Here is a 21,116-nt window from a genome sequence, read left to right as displayed (position 1 = left end):
CAGCGGCGATGTGCACATCGCCGTGAACCACCCCGGCCTGGACCGCGACGCCGTGGACCGTGCCGCTCAACTCGTTGTGTGACTCGGGTCCCTCCCGCCGCACTTCGCACCCCCGACTCCGCACAGACAGGTTCCGGCTCCCCAGACGGATTCTTTCCGTGGGAGCGATGGATACCCGTGGATCAGGAAGAAGGACGCTCCGATGTCCCGTTGCGCCGTTCTTCTGCGGTGTCGCCCCTGGTGTCGAAGGTCAGCCCCGAGAAGGTGTGCCCTTGGACCACCGCGCCGTGCACTGTGCCGCCGGTGATGCTGTTGTGCACGGAACCGATCGGCGCGGTGTCCTGTTCGGGCGCGCACTCCTCCACCAGAGCGCGCAGTTCGGCAGCGGCGTCGGGCTGTTGCTCCAGGAGGCGACGGAGCAGGAGCCGTAGGCCGGCCGTGACGTCGGAGGTGAGATCTGCCTGGTCGGGGGCGCCGACGGCGGCGACCAGGGTCGCACGGGAACGTTCCAGTTCTCCGTCCAGGGCCGCAGTGCCGCCGTCGCGCGAGAAGATCCGTAACAGGCGCAGTTTCGCCTGCTCCCAGGTCTCGGTCACCATCAGACCCACCGCTGTCGTCGCTCCGGTCGCGACAAGTGCAGCCAACTCCGCTTCCACAGCGCCCCCTTGAGATTCGGTCGTGGCATGAAACCTTGCTCGCTCACGGTAATCGCGAGAGCACCGAGGTCGCCACCGGGCGTGCGCTGCCGGTGGAACCGTCGCGACGGCGAATGGCGAGCGAGTGAAGGCAACGGCCCCGTCCGGAAGCATCCGGGTGGGGCCGTCAGACGCTCCGCGCCCTACCGGTCCGTCCCGAAGTACCGGTCCCCGAAGTCCCCGATCCCCGGCATCATGAACGCGTTCTCGTTGAGGCCCTCCTCGATCGCCGACGTCACGATCCTGACCCCCGGGTAGCGGTCGCCGACCGCCGCGAGGCCCTCGGGGCAGGTGATGAAGGTGACGAAGACGATGTTCTCCTCCGGGACGCCCAGGTCGCGCAGGACCTCGATCGCCGCCAGCGCGGTGCCGCCGGTCGCCAGCATCGGGTCGAGCAGCAGGACCTGGCGGGAGGCGATGTCCTCGGGGAACGCCGTGTAGTAGAGGCGCGGCTGCTTGGTCGTCCGGTCGCGCTGGATGAGGACCTTGCCGATCCTGATGCCGGGGACGACGGCCCGCAGCTCGGCCTCCATGCTCTCCCCGGCCCGCACGATCGGCACCCCGACCAGGTTGTCGGCGAAGCGCAGGCCCCGGTAGGTGCGGCCGACCGGCGTCGTCACCTCGTACGGCTCGAAGGGCAGCAGGTTCAGGGCCGCCTCGGTCAGCAGCCGGATGATCCGTCCGGCGTAGAAGACGAAGTCCTCGCGGCGGGCGTCACGGTCCCGGACGACGGTGTGCAGGGCGCGCAACTGGTCGGTCTGCGGCAGCAGATGGACGCCGGACCCGAGACGGTGCTGGTAGGCGCTCGGTGCCTCGGTCTGCCGCGCGGGCGTGGCCGCGGTCGGGGTCGTCGTCGTGGTCGCGGGGCGCAGGGCGGTGGTCATGGCAACTCCTGGGGGTGGGGAGGGATGCGGAGCGGGGCGGGGGAGCGGGGCTTCAGTCCGTCGGGGGGTGGTCGAACGTCGGCGGCAGCTCGGGTGTGCTGGTGAACTGGCCCGCGGCCGTCCGGTACACCGACCTGCCGCCCGAGCCGCGCCACAACTCGCGCATCACGTAGACGAGTTTGGCGTTGTGCTCCTCTTCCTCCTCCACCGCCCGCGCGATGTGCCAGTCCCACTCGCGGGCCCAGCGCGGGTCGTCGACGTCGTCGGTGGCGGTGGCGAAGAGGCCCTCGATCGCCGTCAGCTTCGCGGGGGCGACGAAGTGCCCGCGGGAGAACAGCACTCCGAGGATGCCGGTCCAGTAGCAGCCGACCGCGCGGCGGCGCTCCTCGACGGGCAGGACGTCCGCGATGTGCCGCATGGCGTGCAGCGCGGTGATCAGGTGCAGCAGCAGGAAGTCGCCCGGCTCGGTCAGGTAGAGGACGGTGACGAGATGCGCGAGCTGCTCCCAACTCTCCTCAGGGTCCTGCTCGGTGACCCACGCGGGCGTCTCGTACATCAGCGGGTGGCCCTCGCCGAGCATCCGGGCGATCCGGTACTGGAGCCCCGAGCGCATCAGTTCGGGGTGGATGTCGGGGCTGCGGCCCGCGACCAGTTCCTCGATCCGCGCGCCGAGCCCTGGCTGGTTCTCCTCCCAGTGACGGGCGATCCGCAGCAGCGACTCCCGGGGCAGGCCGGTGTCGTCCGCCCCCGCGGGCCTGGCGCGCTCGGGGTGGCAGTCGACGTACGCGAAGGCCAGGTAGGCGATGCCCTCGACGGCCATCCGGCGGTTGCCCGCGTCCAGCGCCCAGCCGAGGTGGATGGTCGCGTGCTGGAGCGCCCCGGCCCAGCCCGCGAGGAGCCGCGGCACGTACCGCCGCACCATCCCCGCCGTCCCCAGTCTGCGCTCCTCGGCGTCGAAGAAGGCGACGTAGGCGGCGAAGTCCGTTCGCTGGCCCAGGAGTTCGAGCCAGTTGTCCTCGTCGATGACGCGCTGCGGCTCCCTGGCGGGCTCGACCCGGCAGCCGTACGGGGTGAGGGCGATGTAGTGGTCGTGGTACGCCCTGATCCGCCCGGGGTCGACACCGAGTCCGGCGAGGGCGACGACGGCGTGCTTGATGTGGTTGGTGAGGTGCCCGTTGAACTCGATGTGGTACGCGCTGTCGTCGAGGAGGTCCTCCACCGTGCGGGTGTCCTCCACCGCGCCGGTGGCCGGGGAGCCGCCGGACGGCAGCACCGCGAGGATCTGCTCCACGGCCTGCGGGAACGTGTCGGCGACGTGGGTCGGCGCCGCCGACTCCAACTCCGCGCGCCCGTGCACCCCGTAGGTGACCGCGACGGACGCGAGACCGGCCGCCGTCGCCATCTTCAGGTCGTGGGTGGTGTCGCCGACCATCACCGCGTGCTCGGGCCGCGCATCGAGCCGTCCCAGGATCAACCGGCCCGACTCCGGGTGCGGTTTGGGGTGTTCGACGTCGTCGGCGCCCACCAGCGTCGTCACGTGCCCGATCAGACCGGCGGCGGTGAGCAGGGCGTCGGCGCTGGCGTGGAACTTGCTCGTCGCCACCGTCACCACGATGCCCTCGGCGCGCAGCCGGGCCAGGCCCTCGGCGACCCCGGGGAAGACCAGCGACCGGGCGCGGGGGAGGACGACCGTGCGGAACGCCTCCTGGTAGCGGGCGACGCCCTCGGCGACCGACGGGTCGTCCTGCGCCACCTCCAGCAGGTGCGCGAACGCCCGCTCCAGCGGCAGGCCGATGGTGGCGCGGACGGCCGCCGGGTCGGCGGGCGTGCGGCCCATCGCCTCGAACGCCGCGGTGAACGCCTCCACGATCGCGCGGGGCGAGTCGACGAGCGTCCCGTCCAGGTCGAACATGGCGACCCGCACCGGCGCCGTCCGCTCCGCCGTCACCACGGCGGAGGGGGCCGCGGCGGAGGGCGACACGGTCGCCGTCGGGAAGGTCTGGGTCAGGGCCGTGGTCACTGGTTCACCTCTCGCTTGAGTCGGGCGTGGGCCGCGGCGAGCGTGCCGCCGATCTGCGCGGTGTGGACGAGCACGGCCATGTTGGCCCGCGCGGAGCGCCCCTCGGTGGCGCGGTCCACCGCGCGCATCACGTACTTGGTGACGGCGCCGCCGCGCACCCCGTCCGCCGCAGCGCCGCGCAGCGCGTCGGCGATGGCCGCCTCGACGTCGTCCTCGTCGATGGCGTCCTCCGGCCGGGTCGGGCTGGTGATCAGGACGCCGCCCGGGTTGCCCAGCGCCCAGTGCGTCTCGACGGCGCGGGCGATCGCGGCCGGGTCGTCCAGGCGCTGCGGGGCGCGCAGCCCGCTGGAGCGGCAGTAGAAGGCGGGGAAGTCGTCGCTGCCGTGGGCGATGACCGGCACGCAGTGGGTCTCCAGGAACTCCATGGTCAGCCCGAGGTCCAGGATCTTCTTCGCCCCGGCGCAGACCACCGCCACCCGGGAGCGGGTGAACTGGACCAGGTCGGAGGAGATGTCCATGGTGGTCTCGGCGCCCCGGTGGACCCCGCCGATCCCGGCCGAGGAGAAGAACGGGATGCCGGCCAGTTCCGAGGCGACAAGCGAGGACGCGACCGTGGTGGCGCCGGTGCCGCCGGAGGCGAGGACGGCGGCCAGGTCCCGGCTGCTGACCTTGGGGATGCCGGGGGTGGAGGCGAAGCGCTCGATGTCGGCGTCCGTCATGCCGACCAGGACGCGGCCGCCGTCGATGCCGATGGTGGCGGGCACGGCGCCACCGGCCCGCACGGCGTCCTCCACCTTGCGGGCGGTGGCGGCGTTGTCGGGGTAGGGCAGGCCGTGCGTGATGACGTTCGACTCCAGGGCGACCACGGGGTCGCCCGCGGCCAGCGCGTCGGCCACTTCGTCGGTGAACACCAGCGGAATCGGCGGGTGTCGGCGGGAGGAGAGAGTCATGGCGGGGTTCCTTCGCGTCTGCTGCGGGCGGCGGTCAGTAGTTGGGCGTCTTGCGCAGCAGCTCCTGCCGGTCGACGATCTCCGGGATGTACACCCGCTCGTTCCACAGGTCCTGGGCGACGGGCTCCAGGGCGACGGAGACGACGTCCTCGGCGCAGCCGAACGCGTTGCGCACCGCCGTGGTCACCGCGGCGACCAGCTCCAGTTCCTGCTCCGCGGTGATCGACACCGGGAAGTGCTTGATGTTGATGTGGGGCATTCCGACCTCCTGGACCGTGGCTCGCGCCGGCTGGTGGTGAACGGGGGACGTGCCGGTACCGGCGGGCAGCCGGTCGTTCAGCACGGCGGCGAGCCGCGCGACATGCGGCTCCCGCAGCAACTCGTAGTGACCGGACCGCAGTTCGTGCACCGCGGGCGGCCGGGCGGAGAACCCGCCCTCGTGCTCGATGAACGAGTAGTTGTCGTCCAGCGCCTTGACGAGGGTCACCGGGGCGTCGAGACGGCGTCCGCGCAGCTCGTGGAACTCGTAGGTGAGCGAGTAGGTGCGGCGCACGATGCCGGTCACCGCCCGCACCAGGTCGGCGCCGAGACCCGGGAAGGACCCGGTGACGAACCCGGTGAACGAGTCCTCGTCGGTGACGGTGGCCAGGCACCGGTCGAGCAGCGGGCCGCTGAGCGTCCCGGCGAAGACCGAGAAGAGCAGGGCGACGAAGGCGCGGTCGGCGAAGTCCGCCCGGCCGGTCGCGCCGACGGCGTCCTCCGGGCGCAGCCGCGGCTGGCCGGGAGCCACCAGGAACAGCTGCTCCACCCGCTCGCCCGCCTGCTCCAGCTGGCGGGCCGCCTCGAACGCGACCCGGGCCCCGAAGGAGTAGCCGCAGAGCAGATAGGGCCCGTGGGGCTGGAGTTCGCGGATGGCCGCGACATCGGCGGCGGCCATCGCCCGGACGTCGTCGTAGGGGTCCTCGCCCGGGTTGATGCCGTGGGCCTGCACCCCGTGGACGGGCCGCTCGGTGCCGAGGGCCGCGGCCAGCGGGCGCAGGTTCATCGGGTAGCCGCCCAGCCCCGGCCAGCAGTAGAGCGGGGTGCCCCGGCCCTCGGGCTGGAGCGGCACCAGACGGGACGCGGGCCGCGGCGACGCCGCCTCCAGGGCGGTCGCCAGCCGTTCCACCGTGGGCGCCTCGAAGAGGATCTGCAGCGGGATCGCGCCGCCGAAGTCCGCGTTGAGGCGGCTGACCAGCGCGACGGCGAGCAGGGAGTTGCCGCCCAGCTCGAAGAAGTCGTCGGTGACGGAGACCTGGTCCCGCTTGAGCACCGCCTGCCAGACGTCCCGGATCCGCCGCTCGACCGGCGTGCGGGGCGCCACGAACGCCCGCTCGGCGACCGCGAGGTGCGACTCGTGGGTGGCCTTGAGGGCCTTGAGGTCGATCTTCCCGTTGGCGGTCTGGGGCAGGCTGTCCAGGACGACGATCCGGTTCGGCAGCATGTAGCGGGGCAGCAGCGCGGCCAGGTCCTCCTTGATCAGCTCGGCCGGCCCCTGCATGTGGACGACGTCCTCCTTCATGTCCTCGCCGTGCCACTGCGCCTCGGAGACCCGCCCGCCGACGCAGAAGTAGGAGGGTCCGGTGGGGAGTTCGCGGTCGGCGAGGATCCGGCCGAGCCGCTTGGCCGACGGCAGGTCGTTGCCGGACTTGGAGCTGTAGCCCGAGGACATGAAGCCGAGGCGCTGGTCGTTCATCTGGAGGCGCTGGAGACCGCGGCCGAGGTCGAGGTAGTGGCGCCAGGGCGCGGAGCCGGTGGCGACCAGGCTGATGCCGAAGTCGGAGCGCTCGTACACCCGTTGGTTGATGGCGATGACGTGCTTCTTGAGGATCACCTCGTCCCCGACCCGCACCAGGTCCGCGCCGTCGGCGGTGACCGTGTACCGGTACTGGCCCGGCGGGAGGCCCTCGATCCGGGCCGAGTGGGCCTGCACGTAGACGTCGAGGGAGTCGGTCACCGGCCCGGCGGCCGCCTCGCCCGGCTCGGCCGCGAGGAGGTCGAAGCTGCCCAGGTAGTGGTCGTCGGGGGCGCAGTCGAGACGCCGGGTCACCTCGGGCCAGTAGGCGGCGCCTGCGACCCGCAGCCCGTGGGCGGGCAGGACCTCGTCGAGGAGCCCGACCATGTGCCCCGCCTCGATCTCCAGGACCTCGCGGATGTTGTTGCGGTAGACCGGCTCGATGGCGCTGTGCTTGCCGAGGAAGTGCAGCCGCACCCGGGCCCGCGGGGTGTCGACGCCGGGCCCGACGAGCACCAGCCGGTGGTGGAGCGGGTGGTGGTAGTAGACGCCCTCGGGTACCTCGTGCCCGGGTCCCACCTCCACGTACAGCTGCGTCGCGTACAGCGAACCGGGGGAGGCGTAGGCGTACTTGGGCAGCAGCCGCTGGTCGCTGAGGTGGCGTCCGAACTCCCGCAGGACGGTGCCGAGTTCGTCGAGGCCGACGACCGGTGAGGTGCGCGGCGCCGGTCGCGGCGCCGGACGCGGGCCGAGCAGGCGCAGGATGTCCTCCCGGGTCACCGCGCCGCCCTCGTAGAAGCGGTACGTCTTGCGGGAGAAGGCGCGGGCCCGCTGCTCGGGGGTGGCCTCGGCGCCGGGCAGGTCCACCGCGGTACGCCCCGCGAGGTCGGCGTCGTCGCGGCGGCCGGGGTGCGCGAGCTGGGCCCTGACCTGGAGGCGGCTGCTCTTGGACTGGTGGTGGGAGCCGTGGTTGCCCTGGTCCATCAGGGCGGCTTCCTTCGGGTTGAGTTCGACGAACGCGACGAGGTTCTGGAAGCCGGTGGCGTCGTCGTCGTGCAGCAGGACGGCCGCGCCGCGCACCCAGTCGTGCGTCTCGACGGTCTGCCGTATCTCGTCCAGCTCGACCCGGTAGCCGCGCAGCTTGACCTGGTTGTCGGCGCGTCCGACGAACTGCACGGTCCCGTCCGCGTTGACGTGGGCGAGGTCCCCGGTCCGGTAGAGGCGGGCGCCGGGATCGCCGGAGAAGCGGTCGGTCACGAACCGCTCGCCGGTCAGGTCGGGGCGTCCGAGGTAACCGCGCGCCACCTGCGTCCCGCCGATGTACAGCTCGCCGATCTCCCCGGTCGGGACGGGGCCGCCGTCCGGTCCGAGGACGTGCAGCGAGGTGTCGCTCACCGGGGTGCCGATCGGCATGACCAGCGGCCCGTCGGCGAGGGCGGCCCGGTTCACGGTGAACGACGACGCGTTGATCGTGCACTCGGTGGGCCCGTAGAGGTTGACCAGCGAGGCGTCCGGCATGGTGTCCAGGCACTGCGCGGCGAGGCTGCGGGAGAGCGCCTCGCCGCCGCTGAACACCCGGCGCAGAGACCGGCATTCGGGGAACTTCTCGGTGTCCAGGAGCGCCTGGAGCAGGGTGGGCACGCACTGCAGGGTGGTGACGCCGTGCCGCTGGATCGTCGTGATGATGGCCTCGGGGTCGCGGTAGATGCCGGGGGCTCCCATCACGACGGTGCTCCCGCAGGCGACGGCCAGCAGTTCCCATTGCGCGGCGTCGAAACTCATGGGGGTCTTCTGGAGCACGGTCTCGTTGGCGTCGATTCCGCAGGCGTCGTGCAGCCAGCGCATCTGGCTGACGATGCTGCGGTGCTCGACCATCACGCCTTTGGGCTTTCCGGTGCTGCCGGAGGTGTAGATGACGTAGGCGAGATCGTCCGGCCTGACATCGGGCTCCGCCAGTAACGCGGAACCGGGCTCCCCGAGCGACGCCGCAGCGGATTCGGAGGGCACGTCGTCGAGGGTGAGGACGCGGACCCCGGAGGGCGCCAGTTCCTGGAGCGCCGACCGCAGGAATTCCTGCGTGATAACGATGTCGACGCCCGCGTCGGCGAGCATGTACGCAATCCTCTCCTCCGGGTACTCCGGGGAGAGCGGCACGTAGCTGCCGCCGGCCCAGAGGATTCCCCAGACGCCGGTGAGGAGGTCGAGGGACGGCTCCATGAAGATGCCGACCCGGCTGTCCCGGCGTACTCCGGCCTGTCGCAGGAGCGCTCCCACGAGCGAGCAGCGCTCCGTCAACTGGGCATAGGTGAGGGTCTGTTGTTCATGGACGACGGCGATCCGATGGGGGGTGGCCTGCGCCTGTTCGCGCAGCAGGTCGGGGAGACCGTGGGGGGCGCGACGAGAGCAGGGGGCGGTTTCAACGTTCATGAGAGGGGTTTCCTTTTTCCGCGTCTTGGGAGGGCGGTGTTCTTTTCGGGGAAAGAACACCGCACCGAACTCAACGTTCTTTCCTGGTGCGGTACTCGGAATTGCTCGTCGGCCAGTGCGGGTGGCGACCCATGCGGTGTACGAGCGGAACCCTGTGATTCGATTCAGCATCCTCGCGGATGTTCTGAGCGGGTGTCACACAGTTCGGCGAAAAATTAGCACGAAGAACCGATGTGCGCTACATCCGTGCGTTACCGCATGCTATCTCCCTAAGCCATTTCCTGTCAGATGCCATGAGAAAGGAAAGGTGAATTGCGGGAGATGGTTCGTTTCTGTGAAGCGTTTTTCCGTCGAGCTGGCCCGGGGCAGGTGTGCTCGCCCCGGGGCAGCTCGACGCGGTCCGGGTGGGCCGGGTGATGCGGATGGTGCGGGGGTGGCGCGAGGCGGAGCGAGGTGCGAACGGCGGGTGCGGGGCGCCGTTCAGCCGATCTGGCGGTCGCGGCCCGCGGGGACGGCGACCGCGATCTGGACCAGGATCAGCAGCAGGACGAAGGTGAGGGGGGCCCGCCAGCCGTCGGTGTGGTCGTAGAGGACGCCGACGACGAGCGGCCCGGGGATGGACAGGGCGTACCCGATGCTCTGCACGAACCCGGAGAGCCGGGCGACGGTGGCGCTGTCGCGGCCCCGCATGCCGATCATCGTCAGGGCCAGCGGGAAGGAGCAGTTGGCGATGCCGAGCAGGACCGCCCAGAGCCAGGGCGCGACCGCGGGGTCGAACCACAGCCCGCCGAATCCGGCGAGGCCGCAGGCGCCGATCGCGACGGCGATGCCGCTCTGGTGGCGCAGTCTGCCGGCCACGGCCGACAGGGCGAGCGACAGCGGGACGCCGAGCAGGGACGACACGGAGAACAGCAACCCGGCGGTACCGGCGGACAGTCCCGCGTCGCGGAAGATCTGTGGCAGCCAGCCGATGATGATGTAGGCCGCGCTCGCCTGGAGCCCGAAGTACACGGTGAGCGCCCAGGCCGTGGGGTCACGGGAGAGCCGTCCGCCGGTCGCCGCCGGTGGACCGACCGCGCCGCCGACGGGCCCCACCGGATGCGCGGTCCTGCGCCTGGCCAGGATCAGCCAGGGCGGCACCGCCATCGCGGCCAGCACCGACCAGGCGCCCAGCCCGTACCGCCAGTCACCGCCGAAGGCCTGCGCCAGCGGCACGGTGAGCGCCGCCGCCGAGGAGGCGCCGACGTTCAGCGCCATCGAGTACAGGCCGGTCATCGCGCCGACCCGGTCGGGGAAGCGCTGTTTGACGACCATCGGCAGCAGCACGTTGGCGACGGCGATACCGGCCAGCGACAGCGCCGTCAGGACGACGAAGAGGATCGGGTCGAGGGCGAAGGAGCGCAGGGCGAGGCCCACGGCGAGGACCGCGCCGGCGACCGCGATGACCCCGCTCGGCCCGAAACGCCGGGCCAGCAGCGGTGCCGTCGAGCCGACCACCGCGAAACACACGGCGGGGATGGACGTCACCAGCCCGGTCACCGAACCGCTCATGTCCAGGCTGTCCCGGACCTCTTCCAGGACCGGCCCGAGGCTGGTGACCCCGGGCCGCAGGTTGAGGGCGGCCAGGACCAGCGCCACCACGGCCGTGCGACGCACGCCGCGCAGTGGGGCGCGGGGCGTGTCCGCAGGAGGGCGCGGAGCGCTTTCGTTGACCTCATCCGTCGTCATAGGACCCATCATAGAGTCATCCCATGACTCGATGTCCAGTGATTCTCGTCAAGTCATGGGATGACTCTATGATGGGGTCTGCCGCTACCCTGGACGACATGAACATGGATCCCGTCCGCCGCCAGGCACTGGGCGACCAAGTGATCGCGCGGCTGCGCGAGCAGATCACGTCAGGCGCCTGGCCTGTCGGCAGCCGCATCCCGACCGAGACCGAACTCGTCGAACAGCTCGGCGTCGCCCGCAACACCGTGCGCGAGGCCGTCCGCGCGCTGGCGCACACCGGGCTGCTCGACATCCGGCACGGCTCGGGCTCCTACGTCCAGGCCACCAGTGAACTCGCCGGCATGATGCGCAACCGCTTCGACAAGGCCAAGACGGAGGACATCGCCGACGTCCGCAGCGCACTCGAAGTGCGCGCCGCCCGTCTCGCCTGCCAACGCCGCACCGACGACGACCTGGAACGACTCGACCACGCGCTCCAGCAACGCCAGGACGCGTGGGCCGCGGGGGACCGGGTCGGCTTCGTCAACGCCGATGTGGCCTTCCATCTCGCCGTCGTCACCGCGTCGGGGAACACCGTCCTCGCGGGCCTGCACGCCGACCTCGGCGAGGTCATCCGCGACTCGCTCCTCGACCACTTCGGCGACGCCCTGCGCTCCGAACAGTTCCAGGACCACGCGACGCTGGTGGACGCCATCAGGGCCCGAGACGGGGACCGGGCGGCGCGGGAGGCGGGGTCGTACATGGACTGAGGGGGACGAGCACACGCGACGGCGGCGGTGGGGGACCGGACATCCGGGGTCGGGGTTCCCGCCGCTCGGCCGACGAAGGGATATCCGCGATCCGGTGCGGCCCGGCCAGGGCCTCGGCGAACGACAGGGGCGCCCCGTCGGAGTGAGAGTGCTCCGAACGGGCGGGACCGGTACGGCATCCTGTGACACGTTCGGCCACGGGAAGCCGGATTCTGGAGCCGAACGAGGGGGGACAGTCGCGGTGACATCGTGGGACGTGGCCGTGGCACAGGCCGAAGTGACCGGACGCCTCATCCTCTACACCCAGGCGCCGATCGCCGGGGAGACGCGGGTCCGTGGCGTCCTCCCGGGGCCGGACGGAGCGCCGACGGCACGGATCGCCCTGGGCGACCGGACGGCCACCGTCGACGATCTCCTCGTCCTCCACGAGATCCCGCTCTTCCGGCGGGACGAGCCGATCCTCCCGTGGGAGACGGTCGACCGGGTGCGGCACGCGGCTCGCGAGGCACACGTCCGCCCGGCGGCCCAGACGGAGCGCGTCCTCGGCGCACCGCTGGTCCGGCTCCCGAACGCCGTCCCCGCCGACGAACGCCCGGAGGACCGCGCCCACGCGCTGCTGACCACACTGAACAGCCCGGCACCGAGCATCGAGGAACGGGAGGACGCCAAGTCCCTGCTGGTCGGCTTCCTGTACCTGCGCGGCGGCCGGATGCGGCTGTACGTCCGTCACCGGGACGAGCCCGGGGTGGTCGCCTGCGACGTCGTCCTCGCGCAGGTGGGCCCCGCGGTGATCGCGGAGGTCTTCTCCCGGTCGCAGGAAGGGGAGTTGCACACCGACCCGGGTGACGATCCGCACTGCGTGGGCGTGGTGGATCTGGGGCACTGAGGAAGATACGCGGCGCTGACCGCGTTCAACACGGCTGGCACGCGCGTGAGTTGACGTCGGCCCGACCGTCCGCAAGGCGAACGCGGGGTGAGCCGGGCCCTGGCCGCCGGACACCCCGGCAACGCGACCGGCCCTGGTGTCCCGCTCCGTTCAGCGTCGGCGCGTCAGGACGATGACGACGGCCACCAGAAAGACCCCGACCGTCAAGAAGACGCCCCACGGCGGGAGTTCCGCGGCGGAGGGCGGCATGATCGCCGCGACGGATCTCATCTCTTCCCCCTGTCGCTCGACGCATCGGTGCCTCTGCCCACCCGGGTCCGACTTACGCGGTCGCCGGACCCCGCATGCTCTCGACGAGCGTCCGGAAGGCGCGCGGAGGCCGCTGCGTGAGGCGCTGGACGGTGTCGGTGACGCGGTCCTCCGCGCCTTCGGCGATGGCGCGGTCCATGCCGGCCAGCATCGCGGCGAACTCCTGCGGCACCTGCGTCGCGAGGCGGTCGCGCATCTGCTCGTAGGTCAGACGGCGGTGGACCACGGGTCGGCCGGTGACCTCGGTGAGGACCGAGGCGATGTCGTCGTGGCTCAGGGCCTCGGGTCCGGTGAGGAGGAGATCGGTGTTGGGGGCCTGGGCATCGGTCAGGGCGCGGACGGCGACGGCCGCGATGTCCTCGGCGTCGACGAAGCCGACCCGGCCGCTCCCGGTGGCGGTCCGGATGACGCCCTCGTCGCGGATGCTGTGCGCGTGCGCGTGCGTGCCGGTGAAGTTCTGCATGAACCACGAGGGCCGCAGCACCGCCCACTCCTCGAACAGGCCGGGCAGCGCCTGGTGCACCGCCCCCACCGCCGGGCCGCCCGCGGGGACGGCCGAGGAACTCAGCAGTACCGCGCGGTGCACACCGGCGGTGCGGGCCCGTCGGAGGAACGGCAGCATGGTCGCCGCGGGGTCGAACTCGCCCACGGGCGGGATGAGATAGACGCGGTCGGCTCCGTCGAGGGCCGCGGCGTGCGTGGCCTGGTCGTACCAGTCGAAGGGGACCGGCTCGGCGCCGGGGACCGGAGTGGCCCGGCGGCTCGCGGCTCTGACGCGGTGGCCCGCGGCCGTCAGCCGGGCGGCGGTGCGGCTCCCGGTGGTGCCGGTGGCACCGATGACGAGTGTGGTGCCGGTGGTGGTCATCGGCTGCTCCCGGTGAAGTCGGTGCCCGGTTCCAGGACGGTGAGGGGGTTCCAGTAGTCCCGGTAGGAGGTGATGTGGCCCTCCTGCACGGTCACGACGGCGATGTAGGTCATGTCGAAGGGGGCGTCGCTCTCCACCAGGCGGCCGACGCCGCGCATCTCGACCACGATGGTCCGGGGATCGGTGGTCTCGTGGATCCGCAGGTCGGGGAAGTCGTGCAGGTCGATGTGGTCGGGGTAGTGGCGCATGTAGGCGGAGATCGCTTCCCTGCCCTCCAGACGGCGGGGCCAGCCGTCGGGCGCGAACGGGAACTCCATGAGGCCGTCCTCGGCCCACAGGGCGACCCACGCGGGAATGTCCTTGTCGAGCAGGAGCCGCAGGCTGTGGCGGTAGAGATCCGCCGGACGAGTCGGTGCTGACATGGGTGTCCTCCAGTCGTAGAATTCGGACCCCGGGTCCGTTTTGACGATACGGACCCCGGGTCCGTTTTTCAAGTGGAAGGAGCGGCATGCCGGAACGCCGGTCGTCCCGCAAGGACGCCATCCGCAGCCGGGAGGCCGTGCTCGCGGCAGCCGATGCCCTCTTCGCGCGCCGCGAGAGTCCCGAGGACGTCACCATGGCCGACGTCGCCGCGGCGGCGGGCGTCGGCAAGGGCACGCTCTTCCGGGCCTTCGGCGATCGCGCCGGGCTGCTCCGGGCGCTCTACGAGGCACGGCTGGAGCCGATCAGGCAGGCCGTCGAGACCGGCCCGCAGCCCCTGGGGCCCGCGACCCCACCGCGCGAGCGCGTACCCGCCCTGCTCGACGCCCTTCTCTGCTTCAAGCTCGACAACCGGCGCCTCGCGCTCGCCCTGGAGGAGGGCGGGGGCGGCAGTCCGTACCGGGCGGAGCACTACGAGCGCTGGCACACCTTGCTCCGATCCGTCCTGGAGCAGATTCCCGGTCTGCCCGACAGCGCCTTCACCGCCCACGCCCTGCTCGCCGCCACGCGGGCCGACCTCGTCGAGCACCTGGTCGGGGAAGTGCGCGTTCCCCGCGACCGCGTGCGGGCTCAACTGGCGAGCTTCGTCACCGGCGTCCTGGCCTCCGGGCGACTTCACGGATCGCCCGCGGGGGAAGTGGCCGAGAAGAAGCCGAGCTCCTGACCGGCGGAGCCTGGTCGAGCAGGGAGGCGGCGAACGCCTCGTCGGAGTCGGCCAGGCCGTCGTGGGCCGCTTCGAGCCGACCGCGGATCGCGGTGAGCGGTGAGTGGTGAGCGGTGAGCGGTGTGCGGTGTGCGCGGTTCACGGGTGATGCCACCGACCGTCGCCGGTCGTCCTCGGCCGGGACGCGTGGGCTCACGCCGATCGGGCCAGGTGCGAGCCGCGAACAGGACGCCTGCCTGACAAGGTGCTGACAGATCTTCATGTCTGTGGCCCAGGCTCTGTGGCCAGTTCGTCGTCGAGTGGTCCCACCCCCGTGGCGAAAAGCATCATGCGCGGATCAGCCATCTTCCCGAGCGACCGTTCGGGCGGAGACGGCGGCGGTCTGGCGGCCCTGGCGTCCGTGGCCGCTCACCGGCCAGGGGCAGCGCCCTGGAAGTCGTCCCGTAGCTGCTGGTCAGGGGTGAGACGGCAGTGCCGTGGCTGGTGTGACCACGATGTCGGAACCCCCGTGGACAGGTCCGTTCACCGGGCTGAGCCCGCGACAGTTCGACACGCTGATCACCGCGCCGCGGCGCGGGGGAGTCGATCCGGTCCGTCTGGGCGGACCGCGGTGGCTGCCTCTGAAGGACCGGGTGCCGCTGATGCCGCGGTGATCGCCGATCGCGTCTCCATGCCACGCTCGGCACCGCACGCCTCGACGGCGTCCCTCTCGCCGGATAACCAAGAAAAGCGCGTGTCGACCAGCACCCCGCAGGCCATTTGCGGGACACATTCCAGCGATGCGGCCTCGAAAGTCGCGTACGGGGCATTTCTCGTTCTATGTCGTGCCTGCCCGATGCCTCCTCGGTTGATGGCGTCCGCATTTCGGCCACATTTCAGAGGTGAGGTTTGATCGCTGGAGCCGGGTTTGCCTTGGCCGAAAATGCCTGTGTCAGACAGTAAGGGCCCTGCTATTGGTCGGACTTAAATGGTTGACGGGTTCAACCCACGGGTAGCGTTTTCCTGGTCAAGCCGGGATAGGCTTGAAATCAACGGAGATGGGCGGGTGTCGGTGGTGCAGTTCTGCTCGTCCACCCATGGCCCCCTTCTGTTCACTGAAGGCGGGTAGAGAGGAATTCCAGCAAGGGCCTGCCGGTTGCACTCTTACGTGGACGTATTTTCTCATTCCCCTCGGGTGGGCAAAGAAAGGCACGGCATGGAAGAGTTACCGGCGGCGAAACTCACCTACCGGGAGTTGGATGTGCTCAGTCTGCTGGCCCGGGGGTTGAGCAACCGCTTGATCGCCCGGGAGCTCGATATATCGGACAAGACGGTGAAGAACCATCTGAGCAGCATCTACTTCAAGATCGGCGCGACCCACCGCACCGAGGCCGCCCTCTACGCCCGGAGCATCGGACTGACCGGCCCAGATGACATCGCGGATCCGTCCGCCACGGCGTCCGCTCCCGTCCCCGAAGAGGACGCGCCGCCCGCCGATCCCGCCCTCACCGCTCGCGAGCGGGGGGTGCTCAGTCTGCTGGCCCGGGGAATGAGCAACCGGTTGATCGCCCGGAAACTCGACATATCCGAGAAGACGGTGAAGAACCATCTGAGCAGCATCTACCTCAAGATCGGCGCGACCCACCGCACTCAGGCTGCCCTCTACGCCCGGCGCATCGGCCTCGCTCCCTGAGCGGCCCGCGGCCAGAACCCTCTCCGAGAGCGGTTTCCCCGCAGACGCACGGGACCGCGGTCCGGCCGACGACGCGCAGCCGCCGCGCCCACGACACCGGGAACCAGCTCCACGGCGGACCCGAGCGGACACCGGGAACCACTTCCACGGCGGACCCGAGCGGACACCGAGAACCCACCCCACGGCAGGCCCGAGCGGACACCGAGGCTCAGCGGCGTCCGGGAGCGGCCTCCCCGTCCCGATCGCGACGCGCACGGGCCCCACGATCCGGGTGCCCGTCGCCGCAGCTCGGAGCCGGTGAACCCCGCCTCTGCCTGGACAGCGACACGTGTCCGTCGACGGGACGGCCGACGGCGGCCACGTCGCGGAGAAGGCGTCAGGCGAGCAGCCGCAGATGGCCCCCGGCGGCGAGGGTCACCTCGCGGCGCGCGGCTGGTCCGCCTGCTGCCGCTCCGCCTGCGGGGCGCGGGGACCGCCGCATGGCCTCACGCCCGCCAGTCGCCCGCGATCTTCAGCAGACGGTCGTTCTCCTCGGGCGTGCCGATGGTGATCCGCACGCCCTCGTCGCCGAAGGGCCGCACCATGACCCCCGCCGCCTCGCAGGCGTCGGTGAACGCCCGCGAGCGTGCACCGAGGCGCAGCCAGACGAAGTTGGCCTGGCTGTCGGGAACCGTCCAGCCCGAGGCGCGCAGCGCGCGGGTGACCCGGGCGCGCTCGGTCACCAAGGTCCGTACCCGCTCCAGCAGTTCGTCGCTCGCGTGCAGCGAGGCCCGTGCGGCGGCCTGGGCGAGTCCGCTGACGCTGAAGGCGATGGTGCAGGCCCGCAGGGCGGCCGCGACCGGTGGATGCGCGACCGCGTAGCCGACGCGCAGTCGCGCCAGCCCGTACGCCTTGGAGAAGGTGCGCAGAACGGCGACGTTGGGGCGGTCGCGGTACAGCTCGACGCCGTCGGGTACGTCGGTGTCGTCGACGAACTCGCGGTACGCCTCGTCGAGCACCACCAGCACGTCGCCCGGCACCCGGTCGAGGAAGCGCTCCAGCTCGTCGCGGCGCACGGCCGTGCCGGTGGGGTTGTTGGGGTTGCACACCACGATCATGCGCGTGCGGTCCGTCACCGCGTCGGCCATGGCCTCCAGGTCGTGCCGCTCCTCACGCAGCGGGATCTGCACGGGAGTTGCCCCGGTGGCCCACACGAGCAGCGGGTACGCCTCGAACGAGCGCCAGGCGAACAGCACTTCGTCACCCTCGCCGGCCGCCGCGTACAACAGGTCCCTGGCGACCCCGAGGGAGCCGGTGCCGGGCACGAGGTGCTCAGGGGGCACCCCGAGGGCCTCGGACAGCTCCCTGACCAGTTCGCCGCTCTTCGCGTCGGGATAGCGGTTGACGCGCCCCAACTCCTCGCGCATCGAGGTGAGGACCGACGGCAGTGGGGGATAGGGGTTCTCGTTCGACGACAACTTGTCCACCAGGTCGCTGGGCGCGACCCGGCCGGGGACGTAGCGAGGCAACCCGGAGACGTCGACGCGCAGCCGGGGAGCAGGTGCAGGGGGCATCGAGGGAACTTCCTGAAGGGAGGGGACGGACAGTCGTGCGGGGGTGTCGTTCACCCGGGTCCGGCGTCCGACGTCCCGGGTCCGGGGTCCTGGGCCCGGGGTTGGGCGTCCGGGTCCGGCGTCCGGGGTCCTGACCGGGGGTTGGGCGTCCGGGTCCCGCGTCCGGGTCCGGGGTTCCGGGTCGTGCGCCGCGACGGGGCGCGCGGGCGTGAGATCCCGCCCGCGCGCCGACACCTCTGCCGTGGTCGTGGTCAGCGGCGCGTCCCGTTCACCTCCCGGGTCCGGCGGCGCTCGCCGCCGCGACGCGGCGGACCGCCCGGGGTGCCGCGGACAGGGTCAGCCGACGGCCCCGGCGGGCGCGTTCTCCTCCTCGACGTCCTCGACGGACGCGGTCCGCACCCCTGCCTTGGCGAACTCCTCCATGAAGGTGGGGAAGGACAGCCGGACGTCCTCGAAGCCCGAGAACCGGTTGGCGGACTGCATGCGCAGGCCGGCCACGAAGAGCGACATGAAGATGCGGTGGTCGCCCCAGCTGGACAGCGTCACTCCGCCGGGGTACGTCTGCGCGCCGCGGACCTCGAAGCCGTCGCAGACCCCGTCGTTGTACAGGACCTCGATGTCCACGCCCGCGCGCGTCAGTTCGGCGGCCATGGCCTCGATGCGCGACGCCTTGTGGAAGCGGGTGAGGCGTCCGCCGGTCACCCGCAGGCTGCCCTGCACGTACGCCCCGAGGGCGGCGAGCGTGGGCACGATGTTGGGGCAGTCCCGCACATCCACCTCGAAGTGGCCGCGCATGCTGTCCGGCGGGTTGTCGACGGTCAGCGACGAGGTGGCGCGGTCGAAGGTGACGTCCACACCGAGCTGCTGCAGGATCGGGACGATCGCGAACTCGCCCTGCATGCTGTCGCCGTACACGTTGGTCAGAACGGTACGGCCCGGGAAGAGCGCGGCGGCGGCGAGCAGGTACGACGCCGAGGTGTAGTCCTCGTGCGTGGTGACGTCCTGGGCCTGGTAGGTGGAGGGTTCCACCTGGTAGCTGCGCATGTCCTCCGACGCGGAGACCTTGATGCCCGCGGCGGTCAGGCTCGCCAGTGTCTGCCGGATGTACGACTGCGAGAAGACCTCACCCGTCACCTCGATCTTCACCGGGATGTCGGCCAGCGGCGCGGCGAACAGGACGGCGGTGATGAACTGCGAACTGATGTCGCCGGGCAGCCGGCACGTGCCGCCCTTCAGCCCGCGTCCCCAGTTGACGACCGGCGCCTTGTTCTCGCTGACGATCGACTCGATGTCCGCGCCGAGTTCGCGCAGCGCCTCCAGCAGGGGTTCCATCACGCGGTTGCGCAGGGTCGCGTCGCCCGTCACCACGACCGGCGACGGCAGTACGGACGCCAGCGCCGTCATGACGCGGAAGACCAGACCCGAGCCGCGGGACTGGATGACGCGCCGGATGTGCGGGAGGTTCCCTCCGATGCCGAGGATCTCCAGGTAACCGTCGTGCTCGGTGATCGTGGCGCCGAAGGCGCGGCAGGCGTTCTTCATGGTCTCCGTCTCGTCGCAACGGAGGTCGTTGTAAACGCGTGACGTGCCTTCGGCCAGTGTGCCGGTCAGGATTGCCCGTTGCGTCTCCGGTTTCGAAGAAGGGACGCGGAAAGTTCCGGAAAAGGAATCGACCGGATCAACCTTCAGCAGCATCCTCGTATCTCCTTTTTCCCATCTTTCGCCGTCTGATGCCTTGCCAGCGATGTCGCTCTGACGTCCGGGGTCGGCGATTTCCGCGGAGCGAGGACATGCCATACCATCGCTCAATTCCGCAATGTCGGGGCGGTGGTCCGGAAAATTCTCCTGGCGCGCACGACAGCCTCCTCCAGCGGTGGGGGCGATAAGAATTCTGTGTCCCGTGGGACGTGTGGGCAATAGGTCCATCTGCCTATGGCGGTACCGGCACAATCTGGTCTAGACCCTCTTGTAGCGTCGGACCGCGCGGACGGCTCCCGGGCCGCTGGGACCTAGGTCCTATTCTGACGGGGCCGGTCCCATGCGAGGCTGTGGCCACGCGATCAACACGTTGGCGCCCGTTCCCGTTATTCCGGTTCGGGTTCATTTCTCTGTCGCGACAGGCCCGCCGTCGCCGTCAACCGGCCTCCCCCGGCCGGGCACGTCCGTGTTTTCCGTGAACCGTGAGGACGACATCCATGTCCGGCGCAATTCTGTTCCTGACCCGTTGGCCCATACACGAGGACGAGCGGCGCTGGGAGAACCGCCTCGCCGCTCCCGATCTGGTCTTCGACCCGGAGACCGACCGCGTCACGTACCTCTGTGACGAGGGCGGTCGCAGCGGAGTGCCTGCCGACGCCGAACGGGTCCATGTCGTCACGGACTTCGGCGACGTGGACGCCGTGCTGGAACTCGTCGACACCATCGTGCGCGAAGAAGGCCCGTTCGATCACGTCATCGCCTTCTCCGAGATCCTCCTCGGCCTCGCGGCGACTCTGCGCGAGCGGCACGGCGTCCCGGGATCGAGTCCCGAGGAGACCTCACGGTTCAGCGACAAGACCGTCATGAAGGAGAAGGTGTCGCGGGCCGGCCTCCGGGTGCCGCGCTGGGCGTCCTGCCGCACCGAGGAGCAGATCCTCGCGGCCGCCGAGGAGTTCGGCTACCCCGTGATCGTCAAGCCGGTGCGAGGAGCGTCCAGCCAGGGTGTGCGCGAGATCGCCTCGGCGCAGGAGCTGCGGGCCCTGTGCGCCGAACGGAGCCTGCGGGAGTACGAGATCGAGGAGTTCGTGCAGGGCGACATCCTGCACGTCGACGGCGTCCTGGACGCCGAGGGCAAACCCTCTTTCATCTGCACCTCGCGCTACGTGTCCACCTGTCTGGACTTCGAGCTTCTCGGCGCGCCGCTCGGCTCGGTCCTCCAGACGGATCCCGAGGTGCGCGCTCGCTGCGAGGAGTTCGCCCTGCGCTGCCTGAGCGCGCTCGGCCTGCGCAGCTCCGCCTTTCACCTCGAACTCTTCGACACCGGGAGCGACTTGGTGTTCCTGGAGGTCGGAGCACGGGTGCCGGGCGCCGACGTGTCGTACGTCATCAACGACGTCCACGACGTCAATCTCTTCCGGCTGTGGGTCGACGTGCTGCTCGGCCGCCCGGTGGACCTGCCCGTCCCCGACATGACGCTGAGCGGCGGCTGGTTGATCGTCCAAGGCCCCAAACCGCTGCCCCAGAAGGTCACCGCCGCCACCCCGCTCCTGGACCAGGTCCCGTACCTGTACCGCGAGTTGGTGCCGCGACCGGGTGAGGTCCTGGAGTCCCGGCCCGGCGCGTACGCCACGCTCCAGGGCGGCCGTTTCCTCTTCCGCGGCGGCACCCAGGAGGAGATCGAGGAGGCCCTGCGCCAGGCGCGTGCGCAGTATCGCCTGACGACCGTGCCCGTCGCGTAGCGGTCCGCACCATCTCGCAC

At 70.9% G+C, this 21,116-nt stretch carries 15 protein-coding genes and 1 pseudogene; 6 read left to right on the top strand and 10 right to left on the bottom strand.

Annotated features, from left to right (window positions below):
* Window positions 1-182: 182 nt before the first annotated feature.
* The 6 genes from GA0115242_RS19015 to GA0115242_RS18985 form a co-directional block, all read right to left on the bottom strand.
* The gene (locus GA0115242_RS19015) at window positions 183-656 is read right to left on the bottom strand and encodes a hypothetical protein (RefSeq protein ID WP_093830027.1); all 474 of its coding nucleotides are present in this window, start codon (window positions 654-656) and stop codon (window positions 183-185) included.
* A 182-nt stretch (window positions 657-838) separates the two neighbouring features.
* The gene (gene upp, locus GA0115242_RS19010) at window positions 839-1,579 is read right to left on the bottom strand and encodes a uracil phosphoribosyltransferase (RefSeq protein ID WP_093830025.1); all 741 of its coding nucleotides are present in this window, start codon (window positions 1,577-1,579) and stop codon (window positions 839-841) included.
* A gap of 52 nt (window positions 1,580-1,631) precedes the next feature.
* On the bottom strand, window positions 1,632-3,599 hold the full coding sequence (locus tag GA0115242_RS41710) for an HAD-IA family hydrolase (RefSeq protein WP_256089472.1): 1,968 nt from the start codon (window positions 3,597-3,599) through the stop codon (window positions 1,632-1,634).
* Window positions 3,596-4,549: a pseudouridine-5'-phosphate glycosidase gene (locus GA0115242_RS18995; RefSeq protein ID WP_093830023.1), complete on the bottom strand. Its 954-nt coding sequence runs from the start codon at window positions 4,547-4,549 to the stop codon at window positions 3,596-3,598. Before GA0115242_RS18995 ends, GA0115242_RS41710 begins: the two co-directional genes overlap by 4 nt.
* 34 nt (window positions 4,550-4,583) lie before the next feature.
* Window positions 4,584-8,750 (bottom strand): amino acid adenylation domain-containing protein, encoded by a 4,167-nt coding sequence (locus GA0115242_RS18990; RefSeq protein ID WP_093830021.1) that lies wholly within the window; start codon window positions 8,748-8,750, stop codon window positions 4,584-4,586.
* A gap of 480 nt (window positions 8,751-9,230) precedes the next feature.
* The gene (locus GA0115242_RS18985) at window positions 9,231-10,406 is read right to left on the bottom strand and encodes a CynX/NimT family MFS transporter (protein ID WP_256089471.1); all 1,176 of its coding nucleotides are present in this window, start codon (window positions 10,404-10,406) and stop codon (window positions 9,231-9,233) included.
* A gap of 170 nt (window positions 10,407-10,576) precedes the next feature.
* Between GA0115242_RS18985 and GA0115242_RS18980 the strand changes: the two genes are divergently transcribed.
* Together GA0115242_RS18980 and GA0115242_RS18975 are read left to right on the top strand one after the other, a co-directional pair.
* Window positions 10,577-11,230, top strand: a complete 654-nt coding sequence (locus GA0115242_RS18980; RefSeq protein WP_370672298.1) for a FadR/GntR family transcriptional regulator — start codon at window positions 10,577-10,579, stop codon at window positions 11,228-11,230.
* Between the two features lie 262 nt (window positions 11,231-11,492).
* Complete coding sequence (locus GA0115242_RS18975; protein ID WP_141721643.1) at window positions 11,493-12,116, top strand: hypothetical protein; 624 nt, start codon at window positions 11,493-11,495, stop codon at window positions 12,114-12,116.
* Between the two features lie 322 nt (window positions 12,117-12,438).
* On the opposite strand, the gene GA0115242_RS18970 is transcribed toward GA0115242_RS18975, so the two are convergent.
* Window positions 12,439-13,290: an NmrA family NAD(P)-binding protein gene (locus GA0115242_RS18970; RefSeq protein ID WP_093830016.1), complete on the bottom strand. Its 852-nt coding sequence runs from the start codon at window positions 13,288-13,290 to the stop codon at window positions 12,439-12,441.
* Entirely contained in the window at window positions 13,287-13,712 is a 426-nt protein-coding gene (locus tag GA0115242_RS18965) for a nuclear transport factor 2 family protein (RefSeq protein ID WP_093830014.1), read from the bottom strand. Before GA0115242_RS18965 ends, GA0115242_RS18970 begins: the two co-directional genes overlap by 4 nt.
* A gap of 86 nt (window positions 13,713-13,798) precedes the next feature.
* Between GA0115242_RS18965 and GA0115242_RS18960 the strand changes: the two genes are divergently transcribed.
* The 3 genes and pseudogenes from GA0115242_RS18960 to GA0115242_RS42490 all read left to right on the top strand — a co-directional run bounded on the left by GA0115242_RS18960 (window position 13,799) and on the right by GA0115242_RS42490 (window position 16,106).
* The gene (locus tag GA0115242_RS18960; protein ID WP_093830012.1) at window positions 13,799-14,434 is read left to right on the top strand and encodes a TetR/AcrR family transcriptional regulator; all 636 of its coding nucleotides are present in this window, start codon (window positions 13,799-13,801) and stop codon (window positions 14,432-14,434) included.
* Between the two features lie 476 nt (window positions 14,435-14,910).
* A pseudogene (locus tag GA0115242_RS41705) lies at window positions 14,911-15,078 on the top strand (IS5/IS1182 family transposase); the annotation flags it as partial.
* Window positions 15,079-15,629: 551 nt separating this feature from the next.
* Window positions 15,630-16,106: a LuxR C-terminal-related transcriptional regulator gene (locus tag GA0115242_RS42490; protein ID WP_311638755.1), complete on the top strand. Its 477-nt coding sequence runs from the start codon at window positions 15,630-15,632 to the stop codon at window positions 16,104-16,106.
* Window positions 16,107-16,591: 485 nt separating this feature from the next.
* Here the strand turns inward: GA0115242_RS42490 and hisC are convergent, their stop codons facing one another.
* Together hisC and aroA are read right to left on the bottom strand one after the other, a co-directional pair.
* Window positions 16,592-17,659, bottom strand: a complete 1,068-nt coding sequence (gene hisC / locus GA0115242_RS18945) for a histidinol-phosphate transaminase (protein ID WP_093830010.1) — start codon at window positions 17,657-17,659, stop codon at window positions 16,592-16,594.
* Between the two features lie 336 nt (window positions 17,660-17,995).
* The gene (gene aroA / locus GA0115242_RS18940) at window positions 17,996-19,354 is read right to left on the bottom strand and encodes a 3-phosphoshikimate 1-carboxyvinyltransferase (RefSeq protein WP_093830008.1); all 1,359 of its coding nucleotides are present in this window, start codon (window positions 19,352-19,354) and stop codon (window positions 17,996-17,998) included.
* A gap of 500 nt (window positions 19,355-19,854) precedes the next feature.
* Between aroA and GA0115242_RS18935 the strand changes: the two genes are divergently transcribed.
* Complete coding sequence (locus tag GA0115242_RS18935; protein WP_093830006.1) at window positions 19,855-21,096, top strand: ATP-grasp domain-containing protein; 1,242 nt, start codon at window positions 19,855-19,857, stop codon at window positions 21,094-21,096.
* The last annotated feature ends 20 nt before the right edge of the window (window positions 21,097-21,116 follow it).

This window comes from Streptomyces sp. SolWspMP-5a-2, assembly GCF_900091845.1.
Lineage (GTDB): Bacteria > Actinomycetota > Actinomycetes > Streptomycetales > Streptomycetaceae > Streptomyces > Streptomyces doudnae.
The sequence above is the reverse complement of the archived record's forward strand: the minus strand, read 5'-3'. Positions and strand labels throughout refer to the sequence as shown.

Excerpts from the sequence above, each read along its gene's own strand:
- GA0115242_RS42490 (WP_311638755.1), top strand. The coding sequence starts at position 15,630 with ATGGAAGAGTTACCGGCGGCGAAACTCACCTACCGGGAGTTGGATGTG.
- GA0115242_RS18980 (WP_370672298.1), top strand. The coding sequence starts at position 10,577 with ATGAACATGGATCCCGTCCGCCGCCAGGCACTGGGCGACCAAGTGATC.
- GA0115242_RS18995 (WP_093830023.1), bottom strand. The coding sequence starts at position 4,549 with ATGACTCTCTCCTCCCGCCGACACCCGCCGATTCCGCTGGTGTTCACC.
- GA0115242_RS18965 (WP_093830014.1), bottom strand. The coding sequence starts at position 13,712 with ATGTCAGCACCGACTCGTCCGGCGGATCTCTACCGCCACAGCCTGCGG.
- aroA (WP_093830008.1), bottom strand. The coding sequence starts at position 19,354 with ATGCTGCTGAAGGTTGATCCGGTCGATTCCTTTTCCGGAACTTTCCGC.
- GA0115242_RS18970 (WP_093830016.1), bottom strand. The coding sequence starts at position 13,290 with ATGACCACCACCGGCACCACACTCGTCATCGGTGCCACCGGCACCACC.
- GA0115242_RS18960 (WP_093830012.1), top strand. The coding sequence starts at position 13,799 with ATGCCGGAACGCCGGTCGTCCCGCAAGGACGCCATCCGCAGCCGGGAG.
- GA0115242_RS18935 (WP_093830006.1), top strand. The coding sequence starts at position 19,855 with ATGTCCGGCGCAATTCTGTTCCTGACCCGTTGGCCCATACACGAGGAC.
- hisC (WP_093830010.1), bottom strand. The coding sequence starts at position 17,659 with ATGCCCCCTGCACCTGCTCCCCGGCTGCGCGTCGACGTCTCCGGGTTG.
- upp (WP_093830025.1), bottom strand. The coding sequence starts at position 1,579 with ATGACCACCGCCCTGCGCCCCGCGACCACGACGACGACCCCGACCGCG.
- GA0115242_RS18990 (WP_093830021.1), bottom strand. The coding sequence starts at position 8,750 with ATGAACGTTGAAACCGCCCCCTGCTCTCGTCGCGCCCCCCACGGTCTC.